Annotated in this window: 28 protein-coding genes and 3 tRNA genes; 18 read left to right on the top strand and 13 right to left on the bottom strand. The window is 71.3% G+C overall.

The window, feature by feature from the left end:
• Positions 1 to 111: 111 nt before the first annotated feature.
• Positions 112 to 1,587, bottom strand: coding sequence for an FAD-dependent oxidoreductase (locus ABZV06_RS02685; protein WP_355617977.1), 1,476 nt, complete (start codon positions 1,585 to 1,587; stop codon positions 112 to 114).
• Positions 1,588 to 1,677: 90 nt separating this feature from the next.
• Between ABZV06_RS02685 and ABZV06_RS02680 the strand changes: the two genes are divergently transcribed.
• A complete protein-coding gene (locus ABZV06_RS02680) occupies positions 1,678 to 2,754 on the top strand; it encodes a serine hydrolase domain-containing protein (RefSeq protein WP_355246505.1) in 1,077 nt (358 codons plus the stop codon).
• Here ABZV06_RS02680 and ABZV06_RS02675 read toward each other — a convergent pair whose 3' ends face one another.
• Both ABZV06_RS02675 and ABZV06_RS02670 read right to left on the bottom strand, forming a co-directional pair.
• A complete protein-coding gene (locus tag ABZV06_RS02675; protein ID WP_355617975.1) occupies positions 2,755 to 4,080 on the bottom strand; it encodes a deoxyribodipyrimidine photo-lyase in 1,326 nt (441 codons plus the stop codon).
• A complete protein-coding gene (locus ABZV06_RS02670; protein WP_355246511.1) occupies positions 4,077 to 5,000 on the bottom strand; it encodes a phytoene/squalene synthase family protein in 924 nt (307 codons plus the stop codon). Before ABZV06_RS02670 ends, ABZV06_RS02675 begins: the two co-directional genes overlap by 4 nt.
• 64 nt (positions 5,001 to 5,064) lie before the next feature.
• Here ABZV06_RS02670 and ABZV06_RS02665 point away from each other — a divergent pair, with 64 nt between their 5' ends.
• From ABZV06_RS02665 to ABZV06_RS02620, 10 genes are all read left to right on the top strand, one after another.
• Positions 5,065 to 6,207, top strand: a complete 1,143-nt coding sequence (locus tag ABZV06_RS02665; protein WP_355246514.1) for a polyprenyl synthetase family protein — start codon at positions 5,065 to 5,067, stop codon at positions 6,205 to 6,207.
• Positions 6,208 to 6,235: 28 nt separating this feature from the next.
• Positions 6,236 to 7,717, top strand: a complete 1,482-nt coding sequence (gene crtI / locus ABZV06_RS02660; RefSeq protein ID WP_355246516.1) for a phytoene desaturase family protein — start codon at positions 6,236 to 6,238, stop codon at positions 7,715 to 7,717.
• Complete coding sequence (gene idi / locus ABZV06_RS02655) at positions 7,714 to 8,334, top strand: isopentenyl-diphosphate Delta-isomerase (protein ID WP_355246518.1); 621 nt, start codon at positions 7,714 to 7,716, stop codon at positions 8,332 to 8,334. Before crtI ends, idi begins: the two co-directional genes overlap by 4 nt.
• A complete protein-coding gene (locus ABZV06_RS02650) occupies positions 8,324 to 9,268 on the top strand; it encodes a MerR family transcriptional regulator (RefSeq protein WP_355246521.1) in 945 nt (314 codons plus the stop codon). The genes idi and ABZV06_RS02650 overlap by 11 nt, the downstream gene beginning before the upstream one ends.
• 75 nt (positions 9,269 to 9,343) lie before the next feature.
• Positions 9,344 to 10,138, top strand: coding sequence for a polysaccharide deacetylase family protein (locus tag ABZV06_RS02645; RefSeq protein ID WP_355246524.1), 795 nt, complete (start codon positions 9,344 to 9,346; stop codon positions 10,136 to 10,138).
• A 154-nt stretch (positions 10,139 to 10,292) separates the two neighbouring features.
• Positions 10,293 to 10,365, top strand: a tRNA-Glu gene (locus ABZV06_RS02640).
• 31 nt (positions 10,366 to 10,396) lie between these two features.
• Positions 10,397 to 10,470, top strand: a tRNA-Asp gene (locus ABZV06_RS02635).
• A gap of 99 nt (positions 10,471 to 10,569) precedes the next feature.
• Positions 10,570 to 10,643: transfer RNA gene (locus ABZV06_RS02630), tRNA-Phe, on the top strand.
• 197 nt (positions 10,644 to 10,840) lie between these two features.
• On the top strand, positions 10,841 to 11,200 hold the full coding sequence (locus tag ABZV06_RS02625; RefSeq protein WP_355617972.1) for a metalloregulator ArsR/SmtB family transcription factor: 360 nt from the start codon (positions 10,841 to 10,843) through the stop codon (positions 11,198 to 11,200).
• Positions 11,197 to 11,895 carry a cation transporter gene (locus ABZV06_RS02620; protein ID WP_355617970.1) on the top strand — a complete coding sequence of 233 codons (699 nt, stop codon included), beginning with the start codon at positions 11,197 to 11,199 and terminating at the stop codon, positions 11,893 to 11,895. Before ABZV06_RS02625 ends, ABZV06_RS02620 begins: the two co-directional genes overlap by 4 nt.
• 310 nt (positions 11,896 to 12,205) lie before the next feature.
• Here ABZV06_RS02620 and ABZV06_RS02615 read toward each other — a convergent pair whose 3' ends face one another.
• Together ABZV06_RS02615 and ABZV06_RS02610 are read right to left on the bottom strand one after the other, a co-directional pair.
• Positions 12,206 to 13,063 (bottom strand): DMT family transporter, encoded by an 858-nt coding sequence (locus ABZV06_RS02615; RefSeq protein ID WP_355617967.1) that lies wholly within the window; start codon positions 13,061 to 13,063, stop codon positions 12,206 to 12,208.
• Between the two features lie 34 nt (positions 13,064 to 13,097).
• Entirely contained in the window at positions 13,098 to 13,871 is a 774-nt protein-coding gene (locus tag ABZV06_RS02610) for a GntR family transcriptional regulator (protein WP_355617965.1), read from the bottom strand.
• A gap of 241 nt (positions 13,872 to 14,112) precedes the next feature.
• Here ABZV06_RS02610 and ABZV06_RS02605 point away from each other — a divergent pair, with 241 nt between their 5' ends.
• Entirely contained in the window at positions 14,113 to 14,307 is a 195-nt protein-coding gene (locus tag ABZV06_RS02605) for a hypothetical protein (protein WP_355617962.1), read from the top strand.
• Positions 14,307 to 14,618 carry a hypothetical protein gene (locus ABZV06_RS02600; protein WP_355617959.1) on the top strand — a complete coding sequence of 104 codons (312 nt, stop codon included), beginning with the start codon at positions 14,307 to 14,309 and terminating at the stop codon, positions 14,616 to 14,618. Before ABZV06_RS02605 ends, ABZV06_RS02600 begins: the two co-directional genes overlap by 1 nt.
• A 76-nt stretch (positions 14,619 to 14,694) precedes the next feature.
• Here ABZV06_RS02600 and ABZV06_RS02595 read toward each other — a convergent pair whose 3' ends face one another.
• Positions 14,695 to 15,726 carry a hypothetical protein gene (locus tag ABZV06_RS02595; protein ID WP_355617956.1) on the bottom strand — a complete coding sequence of 344 codons (1,032 nt, stop codon included), beginning with the start codon at positions 15,724 to 15,726 and terminating at the stop codon, positions 14,695 to 14,697.
• Between the two features lie 166 nt (positions 15,727 to 15,892).
• Here ABZV06_RS02595 and ABZV06_RS02590 point away from each other — a divergent pair, with 166 nt between their 5' ends.
• The gene (locus ABZV06_RS02590) at positions 15,893 to 16,414 is read left to right on the top strand and encodes an SRPBCC family protein (protein WP_355246530.1); all 522 of its coding nucleotides are present in this window, start codon (positions 15,893 to 15,895) and stop codon (positions 16,412 to 16,414) included.
• A gap of 17 nt (positions 16,415 to 16,431) precedes the next feature.
• Here the strand turns inward: ABZV06_RS02590 and ABZV06_RS02585 are convergent, their stop codons facing one another.
• Together ABZV06_RS02585 and ABZV06_RS02580 are read right to left on the bottom strand one after the other, a co-directional pair.
• Positions 16,432 to 17,136 (bottom strand): DUF2786 domain-containing protein, encoded by a 705-nt coding sequence (locus tag ABZV06_RS02585; RefSeq protein WP_355617953.1) that lies wholly within the window; start codon positions 17,134 to 17,136, stop codon positions 16,432 to 16,434.
• A gap of 87 nt (positions 17,137 to 17,223) precedes the next feature.
• Positions 17,224 to 17,613, bottom strand: coding sequence for a hypothetical protein (locus ABZV06_RS02580; RefSeq protein WP_355617950.1), 390 nt, complete (start codon positions 17,611 to 17,613; stop codon positions 17,224 to 17,226).
• A 154-nt stretch (positions 17,614 to 17,767) separates the two neighbouring features.
• Here ABZV06_RS02580 and ABZV06_RS02575 point away from each other — a divergent pair, with 154 nt between their 5' ends.
• Positions 17,768 to 19,111, top strand: coding sequence for an ABC transporter substrate-binding protein (locus tag ABZV06_RS02575; protein ID WP_355246539.1), 1,344 nt, complete (start codon positions 17,768 to 17,770; stop codon positions 19,109 to 19,111).
• A 97-nt stretch (positions 19,112 to 19,208) separates the two neighbouring features.
• On the opposite strand, the gene ABZV06_RS02570 is transcribed toward ABZV06_RS02575, so the two are convergent.
• Both ABZV06_RS02570 and ABZV06_RS02565 read right to left on the bottom strand, forming a co-directional pair.
• Positions 19,209 to 19,952 carry an enoyl-CoA hydratase/isomerase family protein gene (locus ABZV06_RS02570; protein WP_355246542.1) on the bottom strand — a complete coding sequence of 248 codons (744 nt, stop codon included), beginning with the start codon at positions 19,950 to 19,952 and terminating at the stop codon, positions 19,209 to 19,211.
• Entirely contained in the window at positions 19,949 to 20,806 is an 858-nt protein-coding gene (locus ABZV06_RS02565; RefSeq protein ID WP_355617947.1) for a 3-hydroxyacyl-CoA dehydrogenase family protein, read from the bottom strand. Before ABZV06_RS02565 ends, ABZV06_RS02570 begins: the two co-directional genes overlap by 4 nt.
• Positions 20,807 to 20,987: 181 nt before the next feature.
• Between ABZV06_RS02565 and ABZV06_RS02560 the strand changes: the two genes are divergently transcribed.
• A complete protein-coding gene (locus ABZV06_RS02560) occupies positions 20,988 to 21,278 on the top strand; it encodes a hypothetical protein (RefSeq protein ID WP_355246548.1) in 291 nt (96 codons plus the stop codon).
• Positions 21,279 to 21,323: 45 nt separating this feature from the next.
• Here ABZV06_RS02560 and ABZV06_RS02555 read toward each other — a convergent pair whose 3' ends face one another.
• The gene (locus ABZV06_RS02555; RefSeq protein WP_355246551.1) at positions 21,324 to 22,103 is read right to left on the bottom strand and encodes a class I SAM-dependent methyltransferase; all 780 of its coding nucleotides are present in this window, start codon (positions 22,101 to 22,103) and stop codon (positions 21,324 to 21,326) included.
• A 53-nt stretch (positions 22,104 to 22,156) separates the two neighbouring features.
• Here ABZV06_RS02555 and ABZV06_RS02550 point away from each other — a divergent pair, with 53 nt between their 5' ends.
• Positions 22,157 to 22,552, top strand: coding sequence for a PPOX class F420-dependent oxidoreductase (locus tag ABZV06_RS02550; protein WP_355246554.1), 396 nt, complete (start codon positions 22,157 to 22,159; stop codon positions 22,550 to 22,552).
• Between the two features lie 106 nt (positions 22,553 to 22,658).
• On the opposite strand, the gene ABZV06_RS02545 is transcribed toward ABZV06_RS02550, so the two are convergent.
• On the bottom strand, positions 22,659 to 22,868 hold the full coding sequence (locus tag ABZV06_RS02545) for a BldC family transcriptional regulator (RefSeq protein ID WP_007073996.1): 210 nt from the start codon (positions 22,866 to 22,868) through the stop codon (positions 22,659 to 22,661).
• Between the two features lie 251 nt (positions 22,869 to 23,119).
• Complete coding sequence (locus ABZV06_RS02540) at positions 23,120 to 23,959, bottom strand: hypothetical protein (protein WP_355617944.1); 840 nt, start codon at positions 23,957 to 23,959, stop codon at positions 23,120 to 23,122.
• A gap of 193 nt (positions 23,960 to 24,152) precedes the next feature.
• On the opposite strand from ABZV06_RS02540, the gene ABZV06_RS02535 reads away from it, so the two are divergent.
• A complete protein-coding gene (locus ABZV06_RS02535) occupies positions 24,153 to 25,235 on the top strand; it encodes a Glu/Leu/Phe/Val dehydrogenase (protein ID WP_355246560.1) in 1,083 nt (360 codons plus the stop codon).
• Positions 25,236 to 25,243: the final 8 nt, after the last annotated feature.

The following is a 25,243-nucleotide window of genomic DNA, read 5'->3' as shown; positions in this document are numbered from 1 at the left end:
AGCACCTTTCGTCCATGTGCTGATGACTCTGAGGCATAAATATTCCTCAGAGTCATCACGCTTGTCACAGCACCGCCCATCAGGGCGGACCCTGAACAGCACACGTCACCGTCAGGCCAGGTTGCGCAGCGCGTCCTCGATGGCGCGGTGGAAGGTCGGATACGCGTAGATCATGTGCCGCAGTTGGCTCAGCGGCACCGCCGCGTGCACCGCCACCACCAACGCGGACAGCACCTCACCACCGGCCGGGCCGACCGACGTCGCGCCGATCAGCACGCCCTGGTCGGCGTCCGCGATCAGCTTGATGAAGCCCTCGTCACCCACCCGGTGTATCCAGCCCCGGGTCGAGCTGCCCAGCTTGGTGAACCCGACCTGCACGTTGATGCCGCGATCGCGGGCCTGCCGCTCGGTCAACCCCACGGCACCCACCTCGGGATCGGTGAAGGTCACCCGGGGCAGCGCGCGGTAGTCGGCGCGCGGGACGGTACCGGCCGACCCGCTCGATCCGCTGGCGGCCAGCGAACTGGAGGAGCCCATCGCGCCGCCGACGACGCTGGCGGTCCCGCTGGCGTCCGGGCCGGCCGTCGCCTGCCGGTAGTGGGCGAGCACGTCGGAGACCACGATGGCCGCCTGGTACATGGCGATGTGGGTGAACGCTCCCTCGCCGGTCAGGTCGCCCACTGCCCAGATGCCGCTGGTGACGTGCATCCGGTCGTCGACCGGCAGGTAACGTTGGGTGGCGTCCACACCGACGGTGTCCAGCCCCAACTCCTCCAGGTGCGCCCGACGGCCGGTCACCACGAGCAGTCGCTCGGCGGTGAACTCGGACCCACCACCGCCGTGCAGCGTGAAACGGTCGCCGTCGTGCTCGACCCGCTCGGCGCGTACACCGGTGTGGATCTCGACGCCGTCGGCGCGGAGCGCGGTGGCGGCCACCTCGGACGCCTCCGGCTCCTCCACGGCCAGCACCCGGTCCAACGCCTCCACCACGGTGACGCGGACGCCGAAGCGCGCGAAGACCTGGGCCAGTTCCAGTCCGATCGCGCCACCGCCGAGCACCAGCAGCGACTCCGGCAGCTCCTCGACCTCGATCGCGTGGTGGTTGGTCCAGTACGGCGTGTCGGCCAAACCGTCGATCGGCGGCACCGACGGCCGGGTGCCGGTGCCCAGGACGACGCCGTGCCGGGCCTGGAACACCTGGTCACCGACTCGGACACGCCCCGGACCGTCGAGCCGGCCACTGCCGCGGACGAACCGGCCACCCTTGCCGGTGAACCGGTCGACCGCGACCTTGTCGTCCCAACTGTCGGTGGCCTCCTCGCGGATGCGCTTCGCCACCGGCGCCCAGTCCGGCTGCACCTGCGCGGTGCCCGCGAGTCCGTCGACCCGGCGCGCCTCGGCCAGCGCGTTCGCGGCCCTGATCATCATCTTGCTCGGGATGCAGCCCCAGTACGGGCACTCGCCGCCGACGAGGTCCCGTTCGACGCCGACGACGCTCAGGCCGGCCTCGGCGAGCCGTTCGGCCACCTCCTCGCCGCCGACCCCGAGCCCCACCACGACAACATCCACCAGCTCCGGCTCTGCCACCCCGACAGCATCCCCCAGCGGCCCCACCCCGACCACCGGGGTCCGGAAAAGTCGGCGGGGTCACGGCACCGCAGCACCTACGGTGAGCGGATGCACGCACGCTTCGCGCCCGTCCGGGACTGCTTCCACGACCTGCTGGCCTCCGGCCGGGAGACCGGTGCCAGCCTCACCATCTGGTACGACGGCCAGCAGGTGCTCGACCTGGTCGGCGGATTCCGCAGCGGCGACGGCCCGTCCGGTCAGCCGTGGCGACCGGACACCCTGGTCAACGTCTACTCGGTCGGCAAGCCGGTGGCCGCGCTGTGCCTGCTGCTGCTCGTCGACCGGGGGCGCGTCGACCTGGACTCGCCCGTCGCGGAGTACTGGCCGGAGTTCCGCACCCCGGCCACCGTGCGACAGGTCCTGTCGCACACCGCCGGGCTGCCGGCCTTCCCGGTGCCCCGGCCGGCCACCGCGATCGCGGACTGGGCGCTGCTCGTCGGCGACCTGGCCGCCGCCGACCCCGAATGGCCGCCGGGAACGCTGGCCGCCGAGCACGCCTGGACGTACGGCCACCTGGTGGGCGAGCTGGTCCGCCGGGTGGACGGCCGGAGCGTGGGCCGCTTCCTGGCCGACGAGATAGCCGGCCCGTGGCAGCTCGACCTCGGGTTCGGGCTGACCGAGGCGGACCAGCGGCGTTGCGCGCACCTGCGCTACGGCGACCCGCAGTGGCCGATCCGCAAGCTCGGCGAGCCGGAATCGCTACGCGCGAGGGCGCTGGGCAACCCGGCCGGCGGGCTGGACCTCGCCGTGCTGAACAGCCCCCTGTGGCGGGGCGCCCAGATGCCGGCGGTCAACCTGCACGCCACGTCCGTCGGCCTGGGCCGGCTCTACGCGGGTCTGCTGGCCGGCGGTGTCCTGGACGGCGTACGGCTGTTCAGCCCCGGCCTTCTCGACGAGGCGACCCGGGTCCAGTACGACGGCCCGGACATGCTGCTCGACCGCCGGGTCCGGTGGACGCTGGGCATGCAGTGGGAGCCGGACGGCAGTTGGGGCATGGGCGGCCTCGGCGGCAGCAGCGCGTGGGCCGACCCGGAACGCGGCTACGCGCTCGCGTACGTCACGGCGCAGCTCGCCGAGCACGACCGGGTCGACGAGCTGGCCGAGGTGCTGCACTCCTGCCTCTGATCACCGCAGCCAGACCGGATCGGTGCCGGGCACGGAGAGCGGCGGCGGATAGTCCAGCGTGCGACGGAGGTCGTCCGGCAGCTTCCACGGCTGGTGGATGGCCTTGCCCGCCACCTGCGCCAGCTCCGGCACCCACCGTCGGACGTAGTCACCGGCCGGGTCGTACCGCTCGGCCTGCCGGACCGGGTTGAACCCCCGGTACGGCTTGGTGTCGTTGCCGGTGCCGGCGACCCACTGCCAGTTGCCCGAGTTGTTGGCCACGTCCCCGTCGAGGAGCCAGCGGAAGAAGACCTGCACGCCGGGCCGCCAGTCCTGCCTCAGGTGCTTGGTCAGGTAGCCGGCGGTGATCAGCCGGGCCCGGTTGTGCTGCCAACCCTGTGCCCGCATCTGCCGCATCCCGGCGTCTACGATCGGCATGCCCGTGCGGCCCTCGGCCCAGGCGGCGAGGGCGTCGTCGTCGTAGCGCCACTCTTCGGTGACGCCCGTGCGGTAGGCGGCCGTGGAGATCTGCGGGAAGGCTGCGGTGACCTGGTAGTAGAAGTCGCGCCAGCAGATCTGCCGCACGAACGGCCCAGACCGGTCACCGGCGCGGTTGGCGACCGACAGCGGCGACACGCAGCCGAAGCGCAGGTACGGGCTGAGCCGGGAGGTGTCGTCGCCGGCCATGTCGTCGTGCTGGTCGTCGTACCGGCCCAGCTCGGGCAGCCAGTCGGTGAGCCGCTGCCGGGCGACACGTTCGCCGCCGACGGCCGCGTCCGGTGACTCCCCCGCCGGCGGGGCCGGCAACCGACCCACGCTCACTCCGTCGGGCAGCGCGACCCGGCGGGGCGCGGCCAACTCCTCGCGCCACTGCGCGGCGGCCCACGCGCGGTGGTACGGGCTGAACACCCGGTAGTGGTCGCCTCCACCGCCGGGCCGCAGTGCGCCCGGCTCGATGACCGTCAGCCCCGGAAAGAGCCGCAGGTGCAGCCGGTGCCGCTCGCACTCGGCACGCAACCGACTCTCCCGCCGGTGGGCATAGCGGCTGACGTCGGCGGAGAGCGCCACGGCGGTGGCACCGACCTTGCCGGCCAGCCGGATCGTCTCCGCCACCGGGTCGCCGCGCCGCACCACCAGGTCGCCGCCGCGCTCGCGCAGCGCGTCGCGCAGGTCGGCGAGCGCCTGATGCAGGAACCGGGTGCGGTTGGCCGACAACCCGGCCAGGGCCGGATCGAGCACGTACAACGGCACCACCCGGTCGAACGCCGCGCAGGTGGTGGCCAGCGCCGGGTGGTCGTGCACCCGCAGGTCGCGGGTGAAGAGCACGACCGCGGTGCCCCCGGTCATCGGGCCACCGGCTGGACCGTCGGGCCCGGGATGGTGACCGGGGTACCCGTCGACGTCAGCAGAGCGCGGGCGGCAACAGCCATCCGTCGCCGCTGCGGTACCAGGGCTCGACGGGCGAAGACGTCGTAGTCCTGGGCGGCCACCTCGTCGAGGATGCCGCCGTAGAGCGCGTACGCGGTGCGCATGCACGCCTGCGAGGCGGGAGCGAGCATGGTGATGCCCGGCGCGGCGGCGGCGTAGTGCGCCTGGGCGCGGGTCACCTCGTACTCGATCAGCTCGCGCGTGCGGGGCGTGCCGCGCCCCCGCTCGCGGGCCTCGAGCAGCTCCTCGCGGGTGACGCCGAACTTCGCCAGGTCCTCGTCGGGGAGGTAGGTGCGGCCCCGGTCGAGGTCCTCGGCGACGTCCCGGATGAAGTTGGTGAGCTGGAAGGCGAAGCCGAGCTGCCGGGCCGGTTCACGGGCCGCGGCCGGGTCGGTGCTGCCCAGGATCGGCAGCATCATCGTCCCGATGACCGCCGCCGAGCCCTCCATGTAGTCGAGCAGGTGGTCGTACGTCGGGTACGAGGTGACCGTCAGGTCCATCGCCATGCTCTTGAGAAACGACGCGAAGTCGTCCCGGTCGAGATCGAAGATGGCGATCGTGTGCAGCACGGCCGGCAGCAACTCGTCGTCGACCGGCGCGCCGTGCAGGCCGGCCACGAACCTGCTGGCCCAGTCGTCGAGCAGGGCGGCCCGCTCGGCCGGCGGCAGGTCCTCGGTGCTGTCGACGATCTCGTCGGCGTACCGCGTGAATCCGTAGAGAGCGTGCACATGTCGTCGTTTCCACGCGGGAAGCAGCCGGGTGGCGAGATAGTAGGTGCGGCCATGGCGTTTGTGCAGCTCACGGCACCGGTCATAGGCAGCGGTGAGATCAGTGTCCACCGGCCCTCCTCAAATATCGACGCACCAATCGACGCAACTCGTACCCTAGGGTACGCTCGCCCACATGGCCAACGACGCAGTTGCGGGCAACGCGGTACGTGTGGCACCGGCGGGCCCGGGCGAGCGGGACGATCCGGTCCGCGCCGTCCTGGCCGCGTACACCCAGGACCTGGTCACGGCAGTCGACGAGACGCTCTCCACATTCCTCACCGCCGAGGTCGACGCGCTCAGCGAGATCGACGCAGCCATGGGCGGATTCGCGTCCGCCGCACGCGCGGCAGCGCTCTCCGGCGGCAAGCGGATCCGGTCCACGTTCGCCTACTGGGGCTGGCGCGGCGCGGTCGACGGCAACGAGCCGCTCGCACCGGTACTGCCCGCGCTGGCCGCCCTCGAACTGCTGCACACCTTCGCGCTGGTCCACGACGACGTGATGGACGCCTCCACCACCCGTCGCGGCCGGCCCACCGCACACGTCGCGCTCGCCGCCCAGCACGTCGCCGCCGGCCACCGGGGCGACCCCGACCGGTTCGGCGAGGCAGCCGCCGTCCTGATCGGCGACCTCTGCATGGTCTGGGCCGACAAGCTGCTCGCCCGCGCCACCATCACCCCGGCCCGACTGTTCGAGGTCCGTCGCTGCTACGACCAGATGCGGGTCGAAACGGTCGCCGGTCAGTACCTCGACGTACTCGGCGAGAACGACCCCGACAGTTGGTCGGTCGACCGGGCACTGCGCGTGGCCCGCTACAAGACCGCCAGCTACACCGTGCAGCGCCCGCTGCTCTTCGGCGCCTGCCTGGCCGGGGTCACGGCCGACGTCGCGCTGGTCACCGCGTACACCCGCTACGGCCTGGCCGTCGGCGAGGCGTTCCAGCTCCGCGACGACCTGCTCGGCGTCTACGGCGACCCCGCGGCGACCGGCAAGCCGGCCGGCGACGATCTCCGCACCGGCAAGCCGACCACGCTGCTCATGCTCGCCCGGCAGCTGGCCACGCCCGGCCAGCTCCGCGCTCTGGAGCAGACGGACGGCGAGCCGGCCGAACGGCTCGCCGACCTGGTCGCCGAGACCGGTGCGGTGGCCCGGGTGGAGCGGATGATCGCCGAGCGGGTGGGCGACGCCCTGGCCGCGCTCGACAGCGCGCCCGTGGACCACACAGCGCGTACCGCGCTGACCGGACTGGCCACCGCTGCCACGAGCCGGCGGGCCTGATGACCGAAAATCTCGAGGAGGTGGTCACGTGCGCACGGTGACCGGACGGACGGACCGGGTCGTTGTCGTGGGCGCCGGGCTGGGCGGGCTCGCCTGCGCGCTGCACCTCGCCGGCAGCGGCCGACAGGTGACGGTACTGGAACGCGAGCCGGTCCCCGGCGGGCGCGCCGGACGGCTCGCGGTCGGCGGCTACGAGTTCGACACCGGCCCGACCGTGCTCACCATGCCCGACCTCATCGCCGAGGCGCTCGGAGCGGTCGGCGAGGAGCTGCACGACTGGCTCGACCTCACTCCGCTGGACCCGGCCTACCGGGCGTACTACCCGGACGGATCGACCCTCGACGTACTCACCGACACCACCCGGATGGCGGCCGAGATCTCCCGGGTCTGCGGTCCCCGCGAGGCCGACGGTTACCTGCGCTTCGTCGACTACGCGCGGGAGCTGTGGAGGATGGAGCGGGCCGACTTCATCGAGCGCAACCTGGACGCGCCGACCGACCTGCTCACCGGCAACCTGCTCAAGCTGCTCACCGGCGGGGCCTTCCGCCGCCTCCAGACCAAGATCAACCAGTTCTTCCGGGACCCTCGTACCCAGCGGATCTTCTCCTTCCAGGCGATGTACGCCGGCCTCGCGCCGCACGACGCGCTGGCCATCTACGCGGTCATCGCGTACCTCGACTCGGTGGCCGGGGTCTACTTCCCCCGGGGCGGCATCCACGCGGTCTCCCGGGCGATGGCCGGCGCGGCCGAGAAGCACGGCGTGCAGATCCGGTACGACACCACGGTGACCCGGGTGGAGACCGCCAACGGCCGGGCCACCGGCGTGCTCACCGCCGACGGCGAACTGGTGCCCGCGGACGTGGTGGTGCTCAACCCGGACCTGCCGGTCGCCTACCGGGACCTGCTCCCCGCCGCGCCCGCACGACGCCTCACCTACTCGCCGTCCTGCGTCGTCCTGCACGTCGGCTCGCGGCAGGGCTATGCGAAGATCGCCCACCACAACATCCACTTCGGACGCGCGTGGAAGGGCACCTTCGATGAGGTCATCCGCAGGGGCGAGTTGATGACCGATCCGTCGCTGCTGGTCACCAATCCCAGCCGCACCGACCCGTCGGTGGCGCCACCGGACCGGCACACCTACTACGTGCTCGCGCCCGTGCCGAACCTCGCTCGAGCGCCCTTCGAGTGGCGCGGCGACCTGACCCAGCGCTACGGCGACCAGCTCATCGGCACCCTGGAGGAGCGCGGGTACGTCGGCTTCGGCGCCGGCGTGGAGGTGTTGCAGGCGATCACCCCCGCCGAGTGGGCCGAGCAGGGCATGGCCGCCGGGACGCCGTTCGCCGCCGCGCACACGCTCTTCCAGACCGGGCCGTTCCGCCCGTCGAACCTGCACCGCCGTCTGTCGAACGTCGTTTTCGTCGGCTCGGGAACCCAACCCGGAGTGGGCGTACCGATGGTGTTGATCTCCGGCAAGCTGGCCGCCGGCCGGATCACGGGAGAGGGACGATGAGCACCCGCGAGGACCATCTCGTCGAGCTGGTCGACGACGCCGGGCAGGCCCACGGTGACACCACCGTCGCCGAAGCCCACCAGCCGCCGGGGCAACTGCACCGGGCCTTCTCGGTGGTGCTCGTCGACCCGGACGGCCAGGTGCTGCTGCAACGACGGGCTGCGGTCAAGACCCGCTTTCCGCTGCGGTGGGCGAACTCCTGCTGCGGCCACCCCCGGCCGGGTGAGTCACTCACCGAGGCGGCCAACCGGCGGCTGCGCGAGGAGTTGGGCACCGGTCCGGCCGAGCTGACCGAGGTGGGCGTCTACGTCTACTACGCCGAGGACCCGGCCACCGGTCGCGTCGAGTTCGAGTACGACCACGTGCTGCGCGGCGAGTTCCTGCCCGGCGCGCCGCTCGAGCCCGACCCGGACGAGGTGGCCGAACTGCGCTGGGCCGATCCGGCCACCCTGGAAACCGAACTCGACCGAGACCCCCGGTCGTACGCACCCTGGCTGGGCGGGGTGGTGAACCGTCTGCTGCGGCCCTCGGGTTCTCCGTCGGACGTGCCCGGCTCCACCATGGCCCCGCCCGGATCGCCGGCGGACGACGCGGCGGAGCGGTCGGGTGGCCGATGAGGCGCTGAGCGCGGGCGCCGTCGCGCGCCGGCTGGGGGTCGCGGTCACCACGCTGCGTACCTGGCACCAGCGCTACGGGCTCGGGCCCAGCGAGCACGTGCCCGGCCATCACCGCCGGTACACGCCGGCCGACCTGGCTCGCCTCGAAACGATGCGGCGGTTGACTGCCGAGGGCGTCAGCCCCGCCGAGGCGGCCCGGTGGGCCCGGCAGGCACCGGACCGGACGTCCGTGGACTCCGTCGCCCGGGGTCGGACCCGACCGTCGAGCCGCGACGGCGGCGGCGCGATCCCGGTGGGACGCGCCGGCCCGGCGGCCCGGGGCCTGGCCCGCGCCGCCATGCGGCTGGACGCGGCGGCGATCAACGACACGATCGCGCACACCATCGCCACCAGCGGAGTCGTCGCCACCTGGGAGACCCTGCTGCGGCCCGTGCTGGCCGGCATCGGTGACCGACATGTCGCCACCTCCGGCCTCATCGAGGTGGAACACCTGGTCTCCCGGTGCGTGTCGGAGGCGTTCGCCGCGGCCGGCCGGGCCACCGCGCCCGCCGGACCCGCCCGGATACTGCTCTCCTGCGCGGACGAGGAGCAGCACACCCTCCCCCTGGAAGCACTTGCCGCCGCGCTCGCCGAGGCCGGGGTGAGCTACCGGATGCTGGGTGCCCGTATGCCGGTGGCAGCCCTCGTCGAGGCGGTCAACCGGACCGGGCCCGCCGCGGTGGTGCTCTGGTCACACTCCAGGGCCACCGCCGACCCGGCCCAGCTCAGCGCCCTCCTCGCCGCGCCCCGCCGCCCGCTGCTGATCCTCGCCGCCGGCCCAGGCTGGCGAGCCGAGGGCCTGCCCGCCGGGGTGGTCCGGCCGGTCGACCTGGCCGAGGCGGTCTCGCTGGCGGTGGCGGTCCGTGATTCGCTGGACCAGTCGCGGGAGGCCTGACCGACCTGTCGGCTCCCCGGGGGCGTCCACTACCGTCGAGAGGTCCGCCCACCCCGACCCTCCGGGAGCGAACAGATGCAAGCCCGCGCCGCCCTGGCGTCCGTCCTCGCCGTGGTGCTGGTCTTGTCCGGTTGCGCTCAGCCAGACAGCGCCATCCACGCCGCCGGCCGACCGCAGCCCGTTCAGTCGACCAGCGGACCCACTCCGAAGCCCACCCCGTCACCCAGTGCCACCCATGCCAAGCCCACAAAGCCACCGCTGCGGCCCCTGCCGACGAAGCTGCCAGCCGGGCTGCGGCGCAACACCGGCGTACGACCCGTGGCGCTGACCTTCGACGACGGGCCCAGCCCGGCGTGGACGCCGAAGGTGCTCGACCAACTGAAGGCGGCCCACGTCACGGCCACCTTCTGCGTGGTGGGCCTCGAAGCCCAACGACACCCCGAGCTGATCCGGCGGATCGTCCGGGAGGGCCACCAACTGTGCAACCACAGTTGGCGTCACGACCTCGACCTCGCCCGCCGGCCGGTCGCCGACATCAAGGCCGATCTGGCCCGCACCAACAAGGCCATCCAGACGGCCGCGCCGGGCACCCCGGTGTCCTTCTACCGCCAGCCCGGCGGTCGGTGGACGCAGGAGGTCCTCAACGTCGCCAAGGAGCTCGGCATGCGCCCGCTGCACTGGGCCGTCGACCCGCAGGACTGGGACAAGCCCACCGCCACCACGATCGCCAAGCGGGTCCACAACGCGGCACGTCCCGGCTCCATCGTGCTGCTGCACGACGGGGGCGGTAACCGGGCCGCGACGCTCGCCGCCTGCCCCCACCTGATCGCCGACCTGAAGCACCGCTACGGCATCACCCGCCTCAAGTAGATGCACCCTGACCTGCGGTTATCCGGTCCACGACGACCCCGGCCATACCGGTTTTGTCGACCGACCAGGCATCACGTATGCTTTCCAAGCCTCCGGCGGGGCCGGATGGGAGCAAGTCCGCTTGAAGTTGCGAATGTGCAATGATGGCGGGGCCGCCCTCATCGTCTAGCGGCCCAGGACGCCGCCCTTTCAAGGCGGTAGCACGGGTTCGAATCCCGTTGGGGGCACGACCGGCGCAAGTCGGAGCAACACAAGCTAGGTCCTGTGGAGCAGTTGGAGTGCTCGCCGCCCTGTCAAGGCGGAGGTCGCGGGTTCAAGTCCCGTCAGGACCGCAGCGCTGACGCCGCGCATAGCGCGGCGTTCTGCGTATCGGAGCGTGTGATCCTGGAAGCAGTTCGATCTGCTGACGGGTAGCATGAGCCGAGCAATACGGCCAGGTAGCTCAGTTGGTACGAGCGTCCGACTGAAAATCGGAAGGTCGGCGGTTCGACCCCGCCCCTGGCCACATAGCCTTTCGCCGGGCTACAGAGGTCCCCACCAGCGATTACGCAGGTGGGGATCTTGCTTTTGCGCTCCTGCCGAGTAGATCGCCGCTCGCCCGTGGCTGCCCGCTTTTGGCCCTTGATCACCGCCGCGTGTTGCACGTTGGCTGCACGCCGTTCGGCTTGTCCTCTCATCGCTTGATTTGGCTATCATCGCGATATGGCGATTGGTTGCACTCCTGGGGTGGCTCCGGCCGTGGCGTTATTCCGGTCTCTTGCTGATCCGACGCGGCTGACTATCCTGCGACAGCTGGCGTCCGGCGAGGCTCGGGTGGTGGACTTGACCGGCGAGTTGGGCCTGGCGCAGTCGACGGTGTCGAAGCACCTGGCGTGTCTTCGCGGCTGCGGCCTGATCGACTTCCGGATTGCGGGTCGCCAGTCGTTTTACGCGCTGACGCGGCCAGAGCTGCTGGATCTGCTGCGCTCGGCAGAACAGCTCCTCGCCGCCACGGGGGAAGCGGTTGCCCTCTGCCCGGTCTACGGCACCCCTGCCGGCTCTTCCGTGAAGGTTCACGCATGAGCGCGTCCCTGCTGACCCCAGAGCGTCGGGCAGTGCTGTCGCGACGCAGCCTGCGGCTGGCCTACGCCACCGCCGGCTACAACCTGCTGGAGGGCCTGGTCGCCATCGCCGCTGGCGCGGCAGCCTCCTCCACGGCCCTGATCGGCTTCGGCTTGGACTCGTTCGTCGAGGTATCCAGCGCCGCTGTCCTGATCTGGCAGTTTCGCTCCCGGGTGCCCGAGGAACGGGAACGGCTCGCGCTGCGGCTCATCGGCGTGTCCTTCTTCGCCCTGGCCGCCTGGGTGACCTTCGACGCCGTCCGCTCGCTGCTGGCCGGCGGCGACGTCGACGCCAGCCCTGTTGGCATCGGCCTGGCCGTGGCGTCGCTGATCGTGATGCCAATGCTCGTGCGAGCCAAGCGACGCACCGGCCGGGAACTCGGCTCGGCTACCGTCATGGCCGACTCGACGCAGACGATGCTGTGCACGTACCTGTCCGTGGTGCTGCTCGTCGGCCTGGTCCTCAACGCCGTGTGGGGCTGGTCGTGGGCGGATCCGATCGCCGCGCTCGTTATCGCCGGAGTAGCGGTCAAGGAGGGCCTGGAAGCCTGGCGCGGCGAGCACTGTGACGACTGCGCACCCCTGCCGGCCCCCAAGGTTGCCAGCGGTCAAGTCGCGGGCTGCGCCGGCAGTTGCTGCGTCGACCGGAAGGCGTGACTCCTCCCACTTGACGTGAAGCAACCAGCACGCCAGCTCTCCTACTGCTGCTGTCTGCCGCCTACCCACACACCGCGTCTGCTCGGCTCTGCTTGGGTCGGTGCCTGGGAGGTTGGTATCCCACCGCCCACGAATTGGGAACCGTTCGGCAACTCCATCGCGGAGTCGTCTGGCCCTCGCCCGAGGCATGCCCTTGACTGACCGGCACGCCTGCCGATGCCGGCGCTTGCGCCGCCAGGCCCAGCGCGACCGGCGCGGCACGCTTGCGGGCCGCCTTAATCCGATAGCGCGAAATGTGGAAAACCAACTGCTATCGCTTCTCGGTTGACCGCTTCCGGGTGAGGGTGACCCCAGCGAGGACGAGGGCGATGCCGGCCACGATCGCGACGGTGACGGCTTCGTGCAGGAAGATCCCGCCGAGGATCACGGCGACAATGGGCAAGAGGTAGGTGACCACCGATGCGGCGGTCGGGCCTTCGTCATCGATGATGCGGTAGTTCAGGACGTAGGCGGCTCCGGTGCCGAGTACGCCGAGGACGAGCAGGCTTGCGACGGCCTCGAGTCGCCATGTCGGTGCTTCCAGTCCTGCCCACGGGAGGGTTAGGCCGAGCAGGACTGTAGCTGCGCCCAGCTGGGCCGCCGACAGCATGAGCGGAGGAATTCCACGGCCCGTCAGGAACCTGCCCATGTAGACGTAGCCGAGTCCGTAGCTGGCGGCGGCGGCGAGGCAGGCAAGGCCGCCCCAACTGGCGATCTCACTCGCGGACTCCCACGGCGAGAAGATGACCACGACGCCGAGGAACCCGAGGGCGAACCCGGCGGCCTTCTTCACGGTGACGGCCCGGTCGATGCCGACGAGGAAGGCTATAAGCAGGGTCCACAGCGGCGTGGTCGCGTTCAGTACGCCTGCCACGTTCGATCCGACCGTCTCCTCCCCGATACCGAACAGCACGTACGGCACGGCGTTGGAGACCAGGGCCGCGACGAGCAGATGCCCCCAGACAGGTCGCTCTCTCGGGAAGCGCAACCCCCGGGACAGAGCGATGGGCGTCAGAACCACGAAGCCGAGCAAGAGCCGGGCGAACACGATCTGCACCGGGTTGAAGCCCCGCAGCGCGAGCTTGATCCATAGGAAGCTGGAACCCCACAGCAACGCCAGAGCACCCACCCGAGTGATACCCGTTCGGGTGACGCCTTGGTGGTCAGTCTTCAACGGGCATCTCGTAGTCCAAACCGTTCACGTCGGCTCGCATGACGAACCGCGTCACCTCGAATGCTCGTCCCTCGCCGTCGGCGCCGGTGTGCAGCACCTCGATCACGGGGACGCCCGGCGGCATCGCCAGGCCCTTCACTTCTTCGGGCGTCGGCATGCGGGAACTCACCTCCTCGCGGATACGCACGATCGGGTAGCCGAGATCCTCGAACCGCTGGTAGATGCTCCCTCGACCGAGCTTCTTCTCACTCGCCAGCGGCGACCCCTCCACCACCGCCGTGGGGATGTAGGTAACCCCGACTTGCACCGGTTCGCCATCAGCGAAGTACCAGTTCTCGCGCCGGACGACTTCTTGGGCGGCGTCCAGTCCCAGTCGCTCGGCAACCTCAGGCGGTGGTTGCACGGTCGTGACTGACCTGCACTCCGTGTGCGGAACCCGCCCTTGTCGCTCGACCTCGATTCGGAACGGCGAAAGGCCAGTCTCGTTCCGTGCCCGTCGGGAGTACCGGTCCCGGCCCATCCTCACCAGCGGCCGGCGCTGGCGTACGAAGACGCCCCGGCCATGCTGAGCCTGTACAAGCCCCTCGGCTTGCAGGATGCCCAACGCCTCGCGCGCGGTGTTGCGGGCAGTGGCGTACCTGGACGCCAGTTCGCGCTCGGAAGGAAGCTGGTCGCCGTCCACGAGATCGCCGCGCATGATCGCGGCTCGCAGCTCCTCGGCGATACGGCGACTCGGGGGCTGCCGTTCTTCCTGATTACTCATCGGATCACCCGTTCCTCAAGGTGATCCCAGGCTACCGCTACTGGCTCAAGCCAGCTATTGACAGGTGCCCGCCCCTTCACCCAAGCTGGCTTAAGCCACTGCTGGCTCAAGCCAGTCGGCCGGCGGGTAAGTCGCCCGCCAGCGCCGGGAAGCCGGCGCGACCAAGGAAGGGCGGGGGCGGCCGCGCCGAGAGAGACCGGCCGGCCACCTCAGTCCTGATGAGGCGAGAGGGCAATCCGCGATGAGGATCCGCAATCCGTTCCGCCGGCACGGACGCCGGCTCACCCAGCTCGACCAGACCGGCCCAGCCACCTGCTACCCGCACGGCTTCGGCGCTTACCCCGCTCCGCCCGCGTGGGCCGGCCCCACTCTCATGACGACCGTGTCCCCGCTGTTCACCCCCGGACAGCGTCACCGTGCCGGCGGCATCTGGTGATGGGCGAGGAGCCGACCACCGCACGCGCGGCACGGATCGAGGTCGGCCAGCGTTCGGTCCGGGCGCTCGCGAACCACCTGCAAGGTGAGCACCTGCCGCGGCGGCCGGACTGGGACTGCCTGACGTGTGACCCTTCTACGCCCTGGCCGTGCGACCCGGCGCGGGTGCGCCTCGCCGAGACGTACGAGGAGCACGACAACCGGATCGGCCTGTCGATGTACATGGGTTCGCTGCTGCACGCCGCGCTCGAAGAGATGCCGGACACCCCGGCGAACGAGTTGCACGAGAGGTTCGTCGCCTGGACGCGATGAGCGCCACATCGCCGCAGTCGAGTCGATCAACTTTCGCCCGACGCCCCGTCGGACGGGTCGGCGCACGGCAGCCCGGTCACTGGTCGCCGCGGCCCTGTTGGCGGTGCTGGGCGATCCCACCCTGGATCGCCTCCCACACGCTGCGGCCCGCCTGCCGGAGGCTCTCACTGGCCTGCTCGGCGAGCTGCGCCGCGCTCTGAGCTGCCGCCTGCGCCCCACCCGTGACACCGACGCCATCCTGCTCGCCAGCTCGCTGCTGACCACCAGCTCGCTGCTGCCCGCCACCTGGCTGCTGGCCCTGCTGACCTCCGCTCCGCTGCTCGCCGCTCGGGCCGCCCTCAGGCCGACCCTCCCCGCCTCGACTCGTCGGGCCGCCACTGCCCGGCGTCCCGGTCGGGCCACCAGCCGGACGCCCTGCGCCCGGGCCGCCACCAGCCGGGCCACCGCCGGTCTGGCCATCACCAGTCCGACCGCCGCTGGTCGGCCCACCGCCAGTCTGGCCACCACCAGCCGGGCTGCCAGCGCCCGGGCCGCCGCCGGTCGGACCCCTGTCACCTCTATCGCTCGCGGGAGGCCCGGACGGGGCAGGAGCGGAGGTGGGAGCGGGCGGACCGGCCGGACTCGACGGGCGGGCGGGTCGTGCCGGCGACTGGTCGCCGACGGGTACCCCCTTCCGCCCGGGCAGTTCGTCGCGCTCTGCGCGAGCGGTGATCTCGGCGGCGCCGGCCGCCAACTGCTCGCTGCTGCGGTTGACGTCGTCGAGCGCGCCGCCGCCCGCCCGACCGAGGGATTCGATGACCTGCGGGTTGTTGTCGATGGTGTCGAGCGCGCGGCCCAGGAGTGTCACCAGCTGCTCCAGTCGGACCCGTAGCTGCGCCTCGGCGTGCACCCCGTCGATGTCCAGCTCGACGCCGTGCAGGTGGACCCGTACGCCGGCGTCGAGTTGGAGGAGGTTGGCCAGCCGGGCGCGCAGCGAGATGTCGGCGTCCAGCCCGTCCACGACGAGGCGGATCGAGTCGACCGAGACGTTCGGGATGTCGAGGAGGACGTCGGGTTCTCCGGTATCGACGTGCCGGTCCGGCCTCCGCTGCTGCGCGTTCTCGCTCATGCTCTCCCGCTCCACCCGTACGCCGACCCGGTCGTCCGGGCCGTCCGGGCGCGGTTACCCGCTTTCCGGAGGGGCATCCCGTCCGTGACGACTCGGCAACCCACTGTCTGGAACAGGGTGCCTACGAAGCTGCACACCGAGGCATCAGCCGGTATGGTCCGGGCCTATGGGACAGGGGATGGCTGATCCGGCCGACATTCGGCAGGACCTGGAGCGGTTCTCCTTACGGTGCAGTCTCCTCGTCCCCGGTCCCGCCGAGCGGGCGTTCGCGGTTTTCACCGACGAGCTGACCGAGTGGTGGGTCACCGAGTACACCTGGTCGGGTCCGGAGGCTCTCGCCGAGCTGGGGATGGAGCCGCGGGCCGGCGGCATGCTCTACGAGATCGGCCCGTACGGCTTCCGCGCCGACTGGGGACGGGTGCTCACGTGGGATCCGCCTCGACGGTTGGTCTTCGCCTGGCAACTCGGTCCGGACCGGGTGCCGGTGCCGGACCCGGCGAAGGCGAGCGAGGTCGAGGTGCTGTTCCTGGCCGACGGGCCCGAACGGACCCGGGTCGAGCTGGAGCACCGGCATTTCGACCGGCACGGCGAGGCGGCCGAGGGCTACCGCAAGGCGCTCACGGCAGGCTGGCACGAGTTGCTCACCCGCTATCTCGCCACGGTGTCACGCGGTCAGCACACCGCCTGAGCCTTGCCGGCGCAGGCTCACCGGTCGAGTTGTCGGCCCGCCCGGGCGGTGTCGAGATTCCGGCCGCCCAGGTGGGCGCGGCTGCCCGCCTCGGCACCCGAGCCGAAGCCGGTGCCGCCGAGCCGGCGGGCCGGAGCGGTACGCAGTCGTGGGTACTCCTCGGTCAGCCTCCGCCGCACCCGGTCGGAGCGGTCGGCCAGCACCAACGCCATCGACGGGGCACCTGACTCGCTGGCCGCCGCCGACTCGGCCGCCCAGAGTCGGCCCCCGATCACCTCCGCGAAGCCGGCGAGCCAGGACCGGCGGAAGGCGGCCGGATGGTCGTCCACCGGCACCGCCGTGGCGGCCAGGCCGTGTGCGGCCTGCACGAGCAGCGAGGTGAAGAGCAGGTCCACGCGTTCGAGGTCGCTGGCGAAGCCGAACAGGTGCGCGACGAACCCGTTGCCCTGCTTACGCCGGACGCAGCGGCAGCGCAGCGGCTCGGCGACCGCCGCGAGCAGACCGACCTTGTCCCGGGCGTACGGGGCGACGATGTCGAGGACGCGGTCACCGACCGGATCGGTGGTCGGGTCCCGGACCGCGAGCAGCGCCCTGTCGACGCCGTAACGGGCGATCAACTCGGTCGCCTTGGCGGTGAACGCCGCTGACTCGGCGGGCGTGCAGGCCGGGTCCTCGGCCTGGGCGAGCAGCTTGCGCACCTTGCTGAGCATGGCCTCGGACATGCCACAGAGCTACCACACCCGTCCGACGATCTGGGACCGCGCCAGGACCGCCCCGCGCGGACGCGGTGCCCACAGCGGGTGCCGAGTTCACGCGGCTCGGCTGCGCAGGGTGGCGATGGTCGAACCGGCGAGCGTGAGCAGGCAGTCGGAGAGCTGCCCGTCCGCCGCGGCCGCCCCGAACAGGGCCTCGCCGGTGGGTACGTCCCGGTTGGCGTAGGCGCTCACGAAGCGGGCCACCCAGCGAGTGTCGTAGTCCGCCTGCTCGATGCCCGGGAAGTCCAGCGCACATCCGGTGCTCGGCGCGGCGTCACCGACCATCGTCGCGGCCAGGCACCAGGCGACCCCGTACGCCCCGGACAGGCCGGCCCGGTCGACGACCGCGTCGAACGCACCTGTCACCGCGTCCCCATCGCCCGCCAGCGCCGAGCGGAGCACGGCGGTCGCGTCGTCGAACGTCTGCTGTGGTAGGTCCGTCACCCAGCGCACAGTAGGACGGGGGGTCAAGCCCCCATCTTCCGTCACTCTGCGTGTTCAACGCGAGCGACCTACGCATTACGCCACCTCGATGGTCCCGCGCTCGGCCTCGGCACGCTAATGTGCGCAGCGGACCTTCGCCGGAGGAAGGACGACCATGCTCGTATCACGCCGCTCGCGGGTGGCCACACTGGCTGCCTGCGCGACGATCCTGCTCGCCACGAGCGCTTGCGGGGATGACAAGGCCGACGAGGGCAGCGCCCAACAGGTGCGCCTCTACGGCACGGACGGCAACATGTTCAACGCCTTTCCTGCGGAGTTGAAGGAACGGGCCAGTCTCGTTGACGGAATGAAGGGCACCACGCCACTCGTTCCGCTGCCCGACGACTTCAAGAACCGGCTACGAGCCATCGATCCGGCGCTGAAGGACTACATCTACTCCGCCGAGACGTACGACGCGATCGTGATCGCCGTGCTCGCCGCGCAGCTGGCTGGAAGCACCGACCCGGCGGCCATCACCAAGCAGATCATCGCAGTGACCAACAACGGTCAGCGCTGCGAAGACCCGGCGAGTTGCCTCGCACTAGCCCGTAACGGGCAGGACATCGAGTACCGCGGTGTCTCGCTGAACCGCGCCGGCTTCACCGACAAGGGTGAGCCGGCCACCGCGAGCTACGCCACGCTGACTTTCGACGGGGAGCAGATCAACGACGGGAAGACCGAGTTCGTCGGTGCCGGCAATGAGTCCGCGGCGAGCACCGAGACGCCGCCGAAGCCGAAGAAACAGCGCCCGAGCGGCGACACCGACAAAAAGCCACTGATCCTGGGCGGCCTGCTGCCAAAGACCGGTGACCTCGCTTTCGCCTACCCGCCGATCGCCGCTGGCGCTGCCCTGGCGATAAGGGAGATCAACGCCGCCGGCGGCGCGCTGGGCAAGCCAGTGACCTGGCTCGACGGCGACGACGGCACCAACCCGGCGGTGGCCAAGAGCACGGTGGCCAAGCACGTGACGGACGGCGTCAGCGTGATCATCGGCTCGGGTAGCTCGGGCATCTCCCGGGCCGTGCTGCCGGACGTGATAAAGGCCGGGAAGATCCTCTTTTCCCCGTGCAACACCGCCAGCAGCCTGACCGACATAGACGATCAGGGCCGCTTCTTCCGCACCGCCCCGCCGGACAGCCTCCAGGGCCGGGCGCTGGCCGACGTGATCCTCCGTGACGGGTCGCAGAAGATTGCCATCGTGGCCCGCAAGGACTCCTACGGTGAGGGCCTGCAGGGCAGCGTCCGCGACGAGCTGACCAAGGCCGGTATCGCCGACGACCGGCTCAAGTTGATCACGTACGAGCCGCCAGCCGACGCGACGGCACCGCCGATCGACTTCAGCAGCGGCGCGAAGGAGATCAAGGCATTCGGGGCGGACGCCGTCGTCGTCATCGGGTTCGGTGAGTCGGCTCAGGTGATCCGGGCGCTCGCCGAATCCGGGGTGCAGATCCGGCACTGAGCACCACCCGCGAACCACGACGCACCACCCGCGAACCACCACGCACCACGACGGCCGCACCGGCCCCACTGCCGGTGCGGCCGTTCTCGTCGCCGCGTCAGCGGGTCCGGCGGCGTTCGAGGAACTCGGTCATGCGGCGGTGCTTCTCCTCGTCCTCGAAGAGCACCGCCTGACTCACCAGGTCGAGCTGCGGGTGCGCGGCGGCGGGCGCGTCGACGGCCAACTTGGTGAGCCGCAGCGCCAGCGGCGATGCCTGCGCCATGTCGTCCAACAGGCCGTGCGCCGTCGTCAGCAGCTCACCGGGCTCGTCCACCACCCGGTTCACCAACCCGATCCGCAGCGCCTCCGCCGCGTCCACCCGGCGGCCGGTGAACAGCAGTTCCTTGGCCCTGCCCTCGCCGACGAGGGCGGGCAGTCGGTGGGTCGCGCCAGCGCCGGCCAGAATGCCCAGGCGCACCTCCGGCTGACCGAAGACCGCACGGGCCGTGCACACCCGAAGATCGCAGGCGTACGCCAGCTCCGCGCCACCGCCCAGCGCCGGCCCGTCGACGGCGGCCACGCTCGGCATGGGCAGTGCCCTGATCCGGGCGAAGGCCGCCGAGTTGATCGCGGCCAACGCGTCCGTGCGGCCCCGCTCGCGGAGCTGACCGATGTCGGCGCCACCGGCGAAGATGCCCTCCGCGCCGCCGGTCAGGAGCAGCAGCCGGGGCCGTGCCTCCAACTCGGCGCAGACCTGGTGCAGCTCGGCGATCAGGTCGGCGTCGATGGCGTTGCGCTTCTCCGGCCGGGCGAGCGTCACCACCAGCCGATCCGGCCGTTCCTCGATGCGCAGACCGCTCATTGCTTGACACCCGCTTCCCAGCGGTAGAAGCCGTGCCCGGACTTCTTGCCCAGCCGCCCGGCGGCCACCATCTCCACCAGCAGTTCCGGCGGCGCGAAGCGGTCCCCGTACGCGGCCTGGAGGGTGCGGGCGATGTCGAGGCGCACGTCCAGGCCGACCAGGTCGGTGAGTTCCAGCGGCCCGATCGGGTGCCGGTAGCCGAGCACCATCGCCTTGTCGATGTCGGCCGGGCTGGCCACCTGGTCGGCGACCATCCGGATCGCCTCCAACCCGAGGGTCACCCCGAGTCGGGAGGTGGCGAAGCCGGGCATGTCGCGTACGACGACGGGGTCCTTGCCCAGCCGCCCGGCGAGCGCGACGGCCGCGGTGGTGGTCTCCTGGGCGGTGGCCGGGCCGACCACGATCTCCAGCAGCGTCATCGCCCAGACCGGGTTGAAGAAGTGCAGGCCGAGGAAGCGCTCGGGTGCGTCCAGGCCTGCGGCCAGCTCACCGATGGCGATGCTGGACGTGTTGCTGCCGAGCAGGGCCGGGTCCAGGGCGGCGGCGTGGCGCAGCACCGCCCGCTTCAGGTCCAGGCGCTCCGGCACCGCCTCCACGATCACCTCCGGAGCGGGGGCGACTTCGGCGAGGCTCGGGCGCAGGGTCACCCGCTGCCGGTTGGCGGCGGCGTCGTCGGCGGTCAGCTTGCCGCGCTGCACCGCCCGCTCCCACAGGTCGGCGAGCCGGGTCAGCGCGGTCGCCCCCCGGTCGGCGTCCACCTCGACCAGCTCGACGGCGTGGCCGGTGCCGGCCGCCACGTACGCGATGCCGAGCCCCATCGTGCCCGCACCGACGACCACGAAACGATCGTTCACCACGCCTCCCTGTCCGCCGGCCCGGCAGCGCGCGGGGTTCCCGCCGCGCCGGCCCGGGTGCTCGGCCCGTTGCGCTCGCTCATGGTGCGACCCTAGACAGCACGCCGACCCCACCCATGCGTGGGGGAGCGCGGGATCGGGTACGTACGGCCCGTCAACCCAAGGGAAGGACCGCATCGAGATGAGCCAGGCACCGGAGAGCGTCACCTCCGACTCCGAGACCGTGGAGACCCGGGGCGACGAGCGGGTCGAGCTGCTGCGCGCCGACACCAACAACGACGGCAAGACCGACGTGTGGGTGGTGGACACCGACGGCGACGGCAAGGCCGACCTGTTCCAGTTCGACACCGATGGTGACGGCAAGGTGGACATCACCATGGTCGACCTCGACGAGGACGGTACCCCCGACGAGGTGGTCGACGGCGACGGCGGCCTTCCGCCCGAGCCGCTGCCCCCGACCGTCCAGGTCTGAGCCGTACGACGGCTCCTGCGCTCGATGCGAGGCAGGAGCCGTCGCTCAGCCGGCGAAACGCAGGGTGGCCAGGTAGTAGGGAGCGTCGCGCTCGTCCACATCGGTCAGCCGCCAGCGACTGCCGTGCACCAGCTCGGCGAACTCGTCGGGCGAGCAGACCAGGTAGTCGAACCATTCGGTGCCCAGCTCCCGATAGCGCAACCGGAGCCGTAGCTGGCCACCGAGCCGACCCCGACGCCGGTTGCGCTCGTGGTAGCCGGTGTGTACGGGGTCGCGGGTGCCGTACGGGTTGGTGCCGTGCGCGATGATCTCCGCTCCCGGCCGTGCCAACGCGGCGAGCGCGGCCAGGAACCCCGGTGCCCGCTCGCGCCCCTCGAACAGCCCGAGGTTGTTGCCGAGCAGCAGGAACGTGTCGTAGCTCCGGCCGTCGGCGACGTGCGTGTCCACCGTCCCGTGCACCAGCCGTCGTACGCCACGACGTCGACTCACGTCGAGCGCACCCGCCGACGTGTCCAGCCCGGTGACGGGTACGCCGCGCTCCTGGAGCAGCAGCGCGATCCGGCCCGCCCCCGTGCCGACGTCGAGCGTCTCGCCACGGGCCCGGTCGACGGCCCGGTGGTCGTACGGCTGCCAGTCGGCCGGCCCGTCGAGGTAGTGCGCCGCCGGAGCGCCGTTGATCAGACCGTCGTCCCGTTCGATGATCTCGATGACCGGCCTGGGCAGTCGGCCGCCGACCATGGGCCGGGGGCCGACCCCGGTCGCCACGGCGAGCGCGTCCCGCAGCAGTTCACCGACCACGTCACCGATTAGCGGTTCCCCCGTCACGCCGTTCACGCTATCTGGCCGCTCAGTGGCCCGCAGCGGCCTATCCTGGCGGCGTGACCATGCTGGACCGGCTGTCGGCCGAGAAGTACATTCTGCTCACGACCTTCCGGAAGGACGGCCGAGCGGTGCCGACCCCGGTCTGGTCGGTCCGCGACGGAGACGCGCTGGCCGTGTGGACCCGGGCCGACTCGGGGAAGGTCAAGCGGATCCGCCACAACGGTGAGGTGACCGTGGCGCCCTGCGACGTACGGGGTCGACCGCATGGCGCCCAGGTGCCGGCCCACGCGACCCTCTACGGCGGTCGTGACACAGGTCGGGTCCGCGACCTGCTCAAACACAAGTACCGCCTCATCGGTCGACTGAGTCTGCTGGGCAGCCGCCTGCGTCGCGGCGAGGGCGGCACGATCGGCATCCGGGTGACGTTGACCGGGCCCGACGACGGCGACTGACCCGCTGCCGACTGACGCGCCGCTATCCAGGGCCGGGCCGGGGAGGCAACAGCGAAAGGGGCGGCGGACCGAAGTCCACCGCCCCTTCCTGGAAACCTCTATCGGGTCAGTCGCCCTGCCGCTGCTGCGGGATCTGGCCCTGCAACAGCGCCCTGACCTCCGACTCGCGGTATCGACGGTGGCCACCCAGAGTGCGGATGGCGCTGAGCTTGCCCGCCTTCGCCCACCGGGTCACCGTCTTCGGGTCGACACGGAACATCGACGCCACCTCGGCCGGTGTGAGCAGCGGCTCTGGTTCGTGCGTTCGCGATGCCATCGGTCACTCCTCCACATGTATAGACATCGGCCGGGGTCCCGCCGGCCGACGCGTCTCCCATGGTCCGGCTAGTCCCCGATGTCCGACATGGGCCGAACGGATGAAGGTCCCTAGACGGACGGATGAACCATGCCCGATTTTTACGACTTTCACACGGCAGAAAGTACCTTATTAGGACTCATGATCACGGTTCGTGATGCGTCAACTACGAGACACCCTCGCCTTGGGAGCGCTCCTAGAGGCAATTTGCGTTAATTGCACCGCTCTAGCAGCTGCACGGCGCGCCAGCGGGCCACCAGCTTGTCGTAGGCGGCCGACGCCTCGTCCGCCTCACCCCGGGACAGCCCGGCGAGGCCGGCGGCGACCAGCTCCGGCGAGTCGTCCGCGGCGAGAGTCTCGTCGGAGAGCAGGTCGACCAGGCCGCCGTAGTCCAGTTCCACCACCGAGCGCGGGTGGAACTCCTCCAGCCAGCGGGCCGCCTCCTCCACCGCTTCGGTGATCGGCGCCTCGCCCACCGACTTGCGCAGCACCGACAACGCCCGCGACGAGCGACGACGCGCCTTGGAGATCTCCGTCCGGTAGCGCAGCGTCCGCCGGCCCGGCTGCGTGACGAAGTCCCGCTCCGTCGGGCCGAAGAGCACGAACCACCGCAGGGGTACGCCCCACGTGGCGATCTGCTCGTGCACCCGGGGCACCCCGTGCTCCAGCACCCGGGCGCCGCTGCGCCAGTCGTCCACGACCGCCCGGGCCTGCCCGGCGAGCACCGGCGGCACGAACGCGTCGGCGAGCACCGAGGGCACCCCGTCCCGGGCGCTGAGCGCCGCCTCAGCGACCCGGATCCGCAGGTTCCAGGGGCAGACCAGCAGGCTGTCGTCCGTCTCCAGGACGTACGCCTCCTCGGGCAGGTCGGGTAGGCGGGTCCAGCCCGCGCCCAACGCCTCGATCACCGCCGTCCGCTGGCGGCCAGGCCCCTCGACCGGGGCGACCGCCCGCCCCTCCGAGACGTAGCGACGCCAGTAACTCTGCCGGTCCCGGTCGAAGGCGGTCAGCGGCTCGTACACGCGCAGGTAAGAAGCGAAGAGCGACGGCACCGCGCGATCCTCCCACGAACCGCACCCCGGTGCGGCCAGCGGTCGGACCGCGCGCGCCGCACCGTGGGACGGCGGCGGCGCGTCGGGCGGCCGCACGGCGGCCGATACTAGGCTCGATCACACCGGCAGCATCCCCGCCGGGGTTCACCAGGTCCGCGTCCCACAAGGACGCACACCACCGTAGGAGCCAGCCATGGGCGTATTCGCGAGCACCGACGACCCGGTATCGACCGGTCACGAACAGGTCGTCTTCTGCCAGGACAAGCAGAGCGGCCTCAAGGCGATCATCGGGATCTACTCCACCGCGCTGGGGCCCGCGCTCGGCGGCACCCGCTTCTACCCGTACGCCAGCGAGGACGACGCGCTCGCCGACGTGCTCGACCTGTCCCGCGGGATGGCCTACAAGAACGCTCTCGCCGGCCTGGACCTCGGCGGTGGCAAGGCCGTCATCTGGGGTGACCCGGAGCAGATCAAGAGCGAGGCGCTGCTGCGCGCGTACGGTCGCTTCGTGGAGTCGCTGGCGGGCCGCTACTACACCGCCTGCGACGTCGGCACCTACGTGCCCGACATGGACGTCATCGCCCGCGAGACCCGGTACGTGACCGGCCGCAGCGTGGAGCACGGCGGCGCCGGCGACTCGTCGATCCTGACCGCGTGGGGTGTCTTCCAGGGGATGCGGGCCGCCGCCGAGCACGTCTGGGGCACGCCGAGCCTGAGCGGCCGCCGAGTCGGTGTGGCCGGGCTGGGCAAGGTCGGCAAGTACCTGACCGGGCACCTGCTGGACGACGGTGCCGAGGTGGTCGCCACGGACGTCAACCCGAAGGCGCTGGCGTGGGCACGCGCCAACCACCCGCAGGTCACCCTGGTGGACGACGCGACCGCGCTGGTCGCGGCCGACATCGACGTGTACGCCCCGTGCGCGCTGGGCGGCGCGCTGAACGACGACACCGTTCCGGCGCTGCGCGCCAAGGTGGTGACCGGTGCGGCGAACAACCAACTCGCGCACCCGGGCATCGAGAAGCTGCTGGCCGACCGGGGCATCCTCTACGCGCCGGACTACGTGGTCAACGCCGGCGGGGTCATCCAGGTGGCCGACGAGATCGAGGGCTTCAACTTCGACCGGGCAAAGCTGCGGGCCACCCGGATCTACGACACCACCCGGGAGATCCTGCGTCTCGCGGACGCGGAGGGCGTGCCGCCAGCGGTCGCCGCGGACCGGTTGGCCGAGCGGCGGATGGCCGACGTCGGGCGACTGCGCACCATTCACCTGCGCTGATCCGTTCC

Origin of the sequence: Micromonospora sp. NPDC005172 (assembly GCF_040608555.1) — a bacterium.
Taxonomy (GTDB): Bacteria; Actinomycetota; Actinomycetes; order Mycobacteriales; family Micromonosporaceae; genus Micromonospora.
Note: the sequence above shows the minus strand (reverse complement) of the source record. Positions and strands in the feature narration are given on the sequence as shown.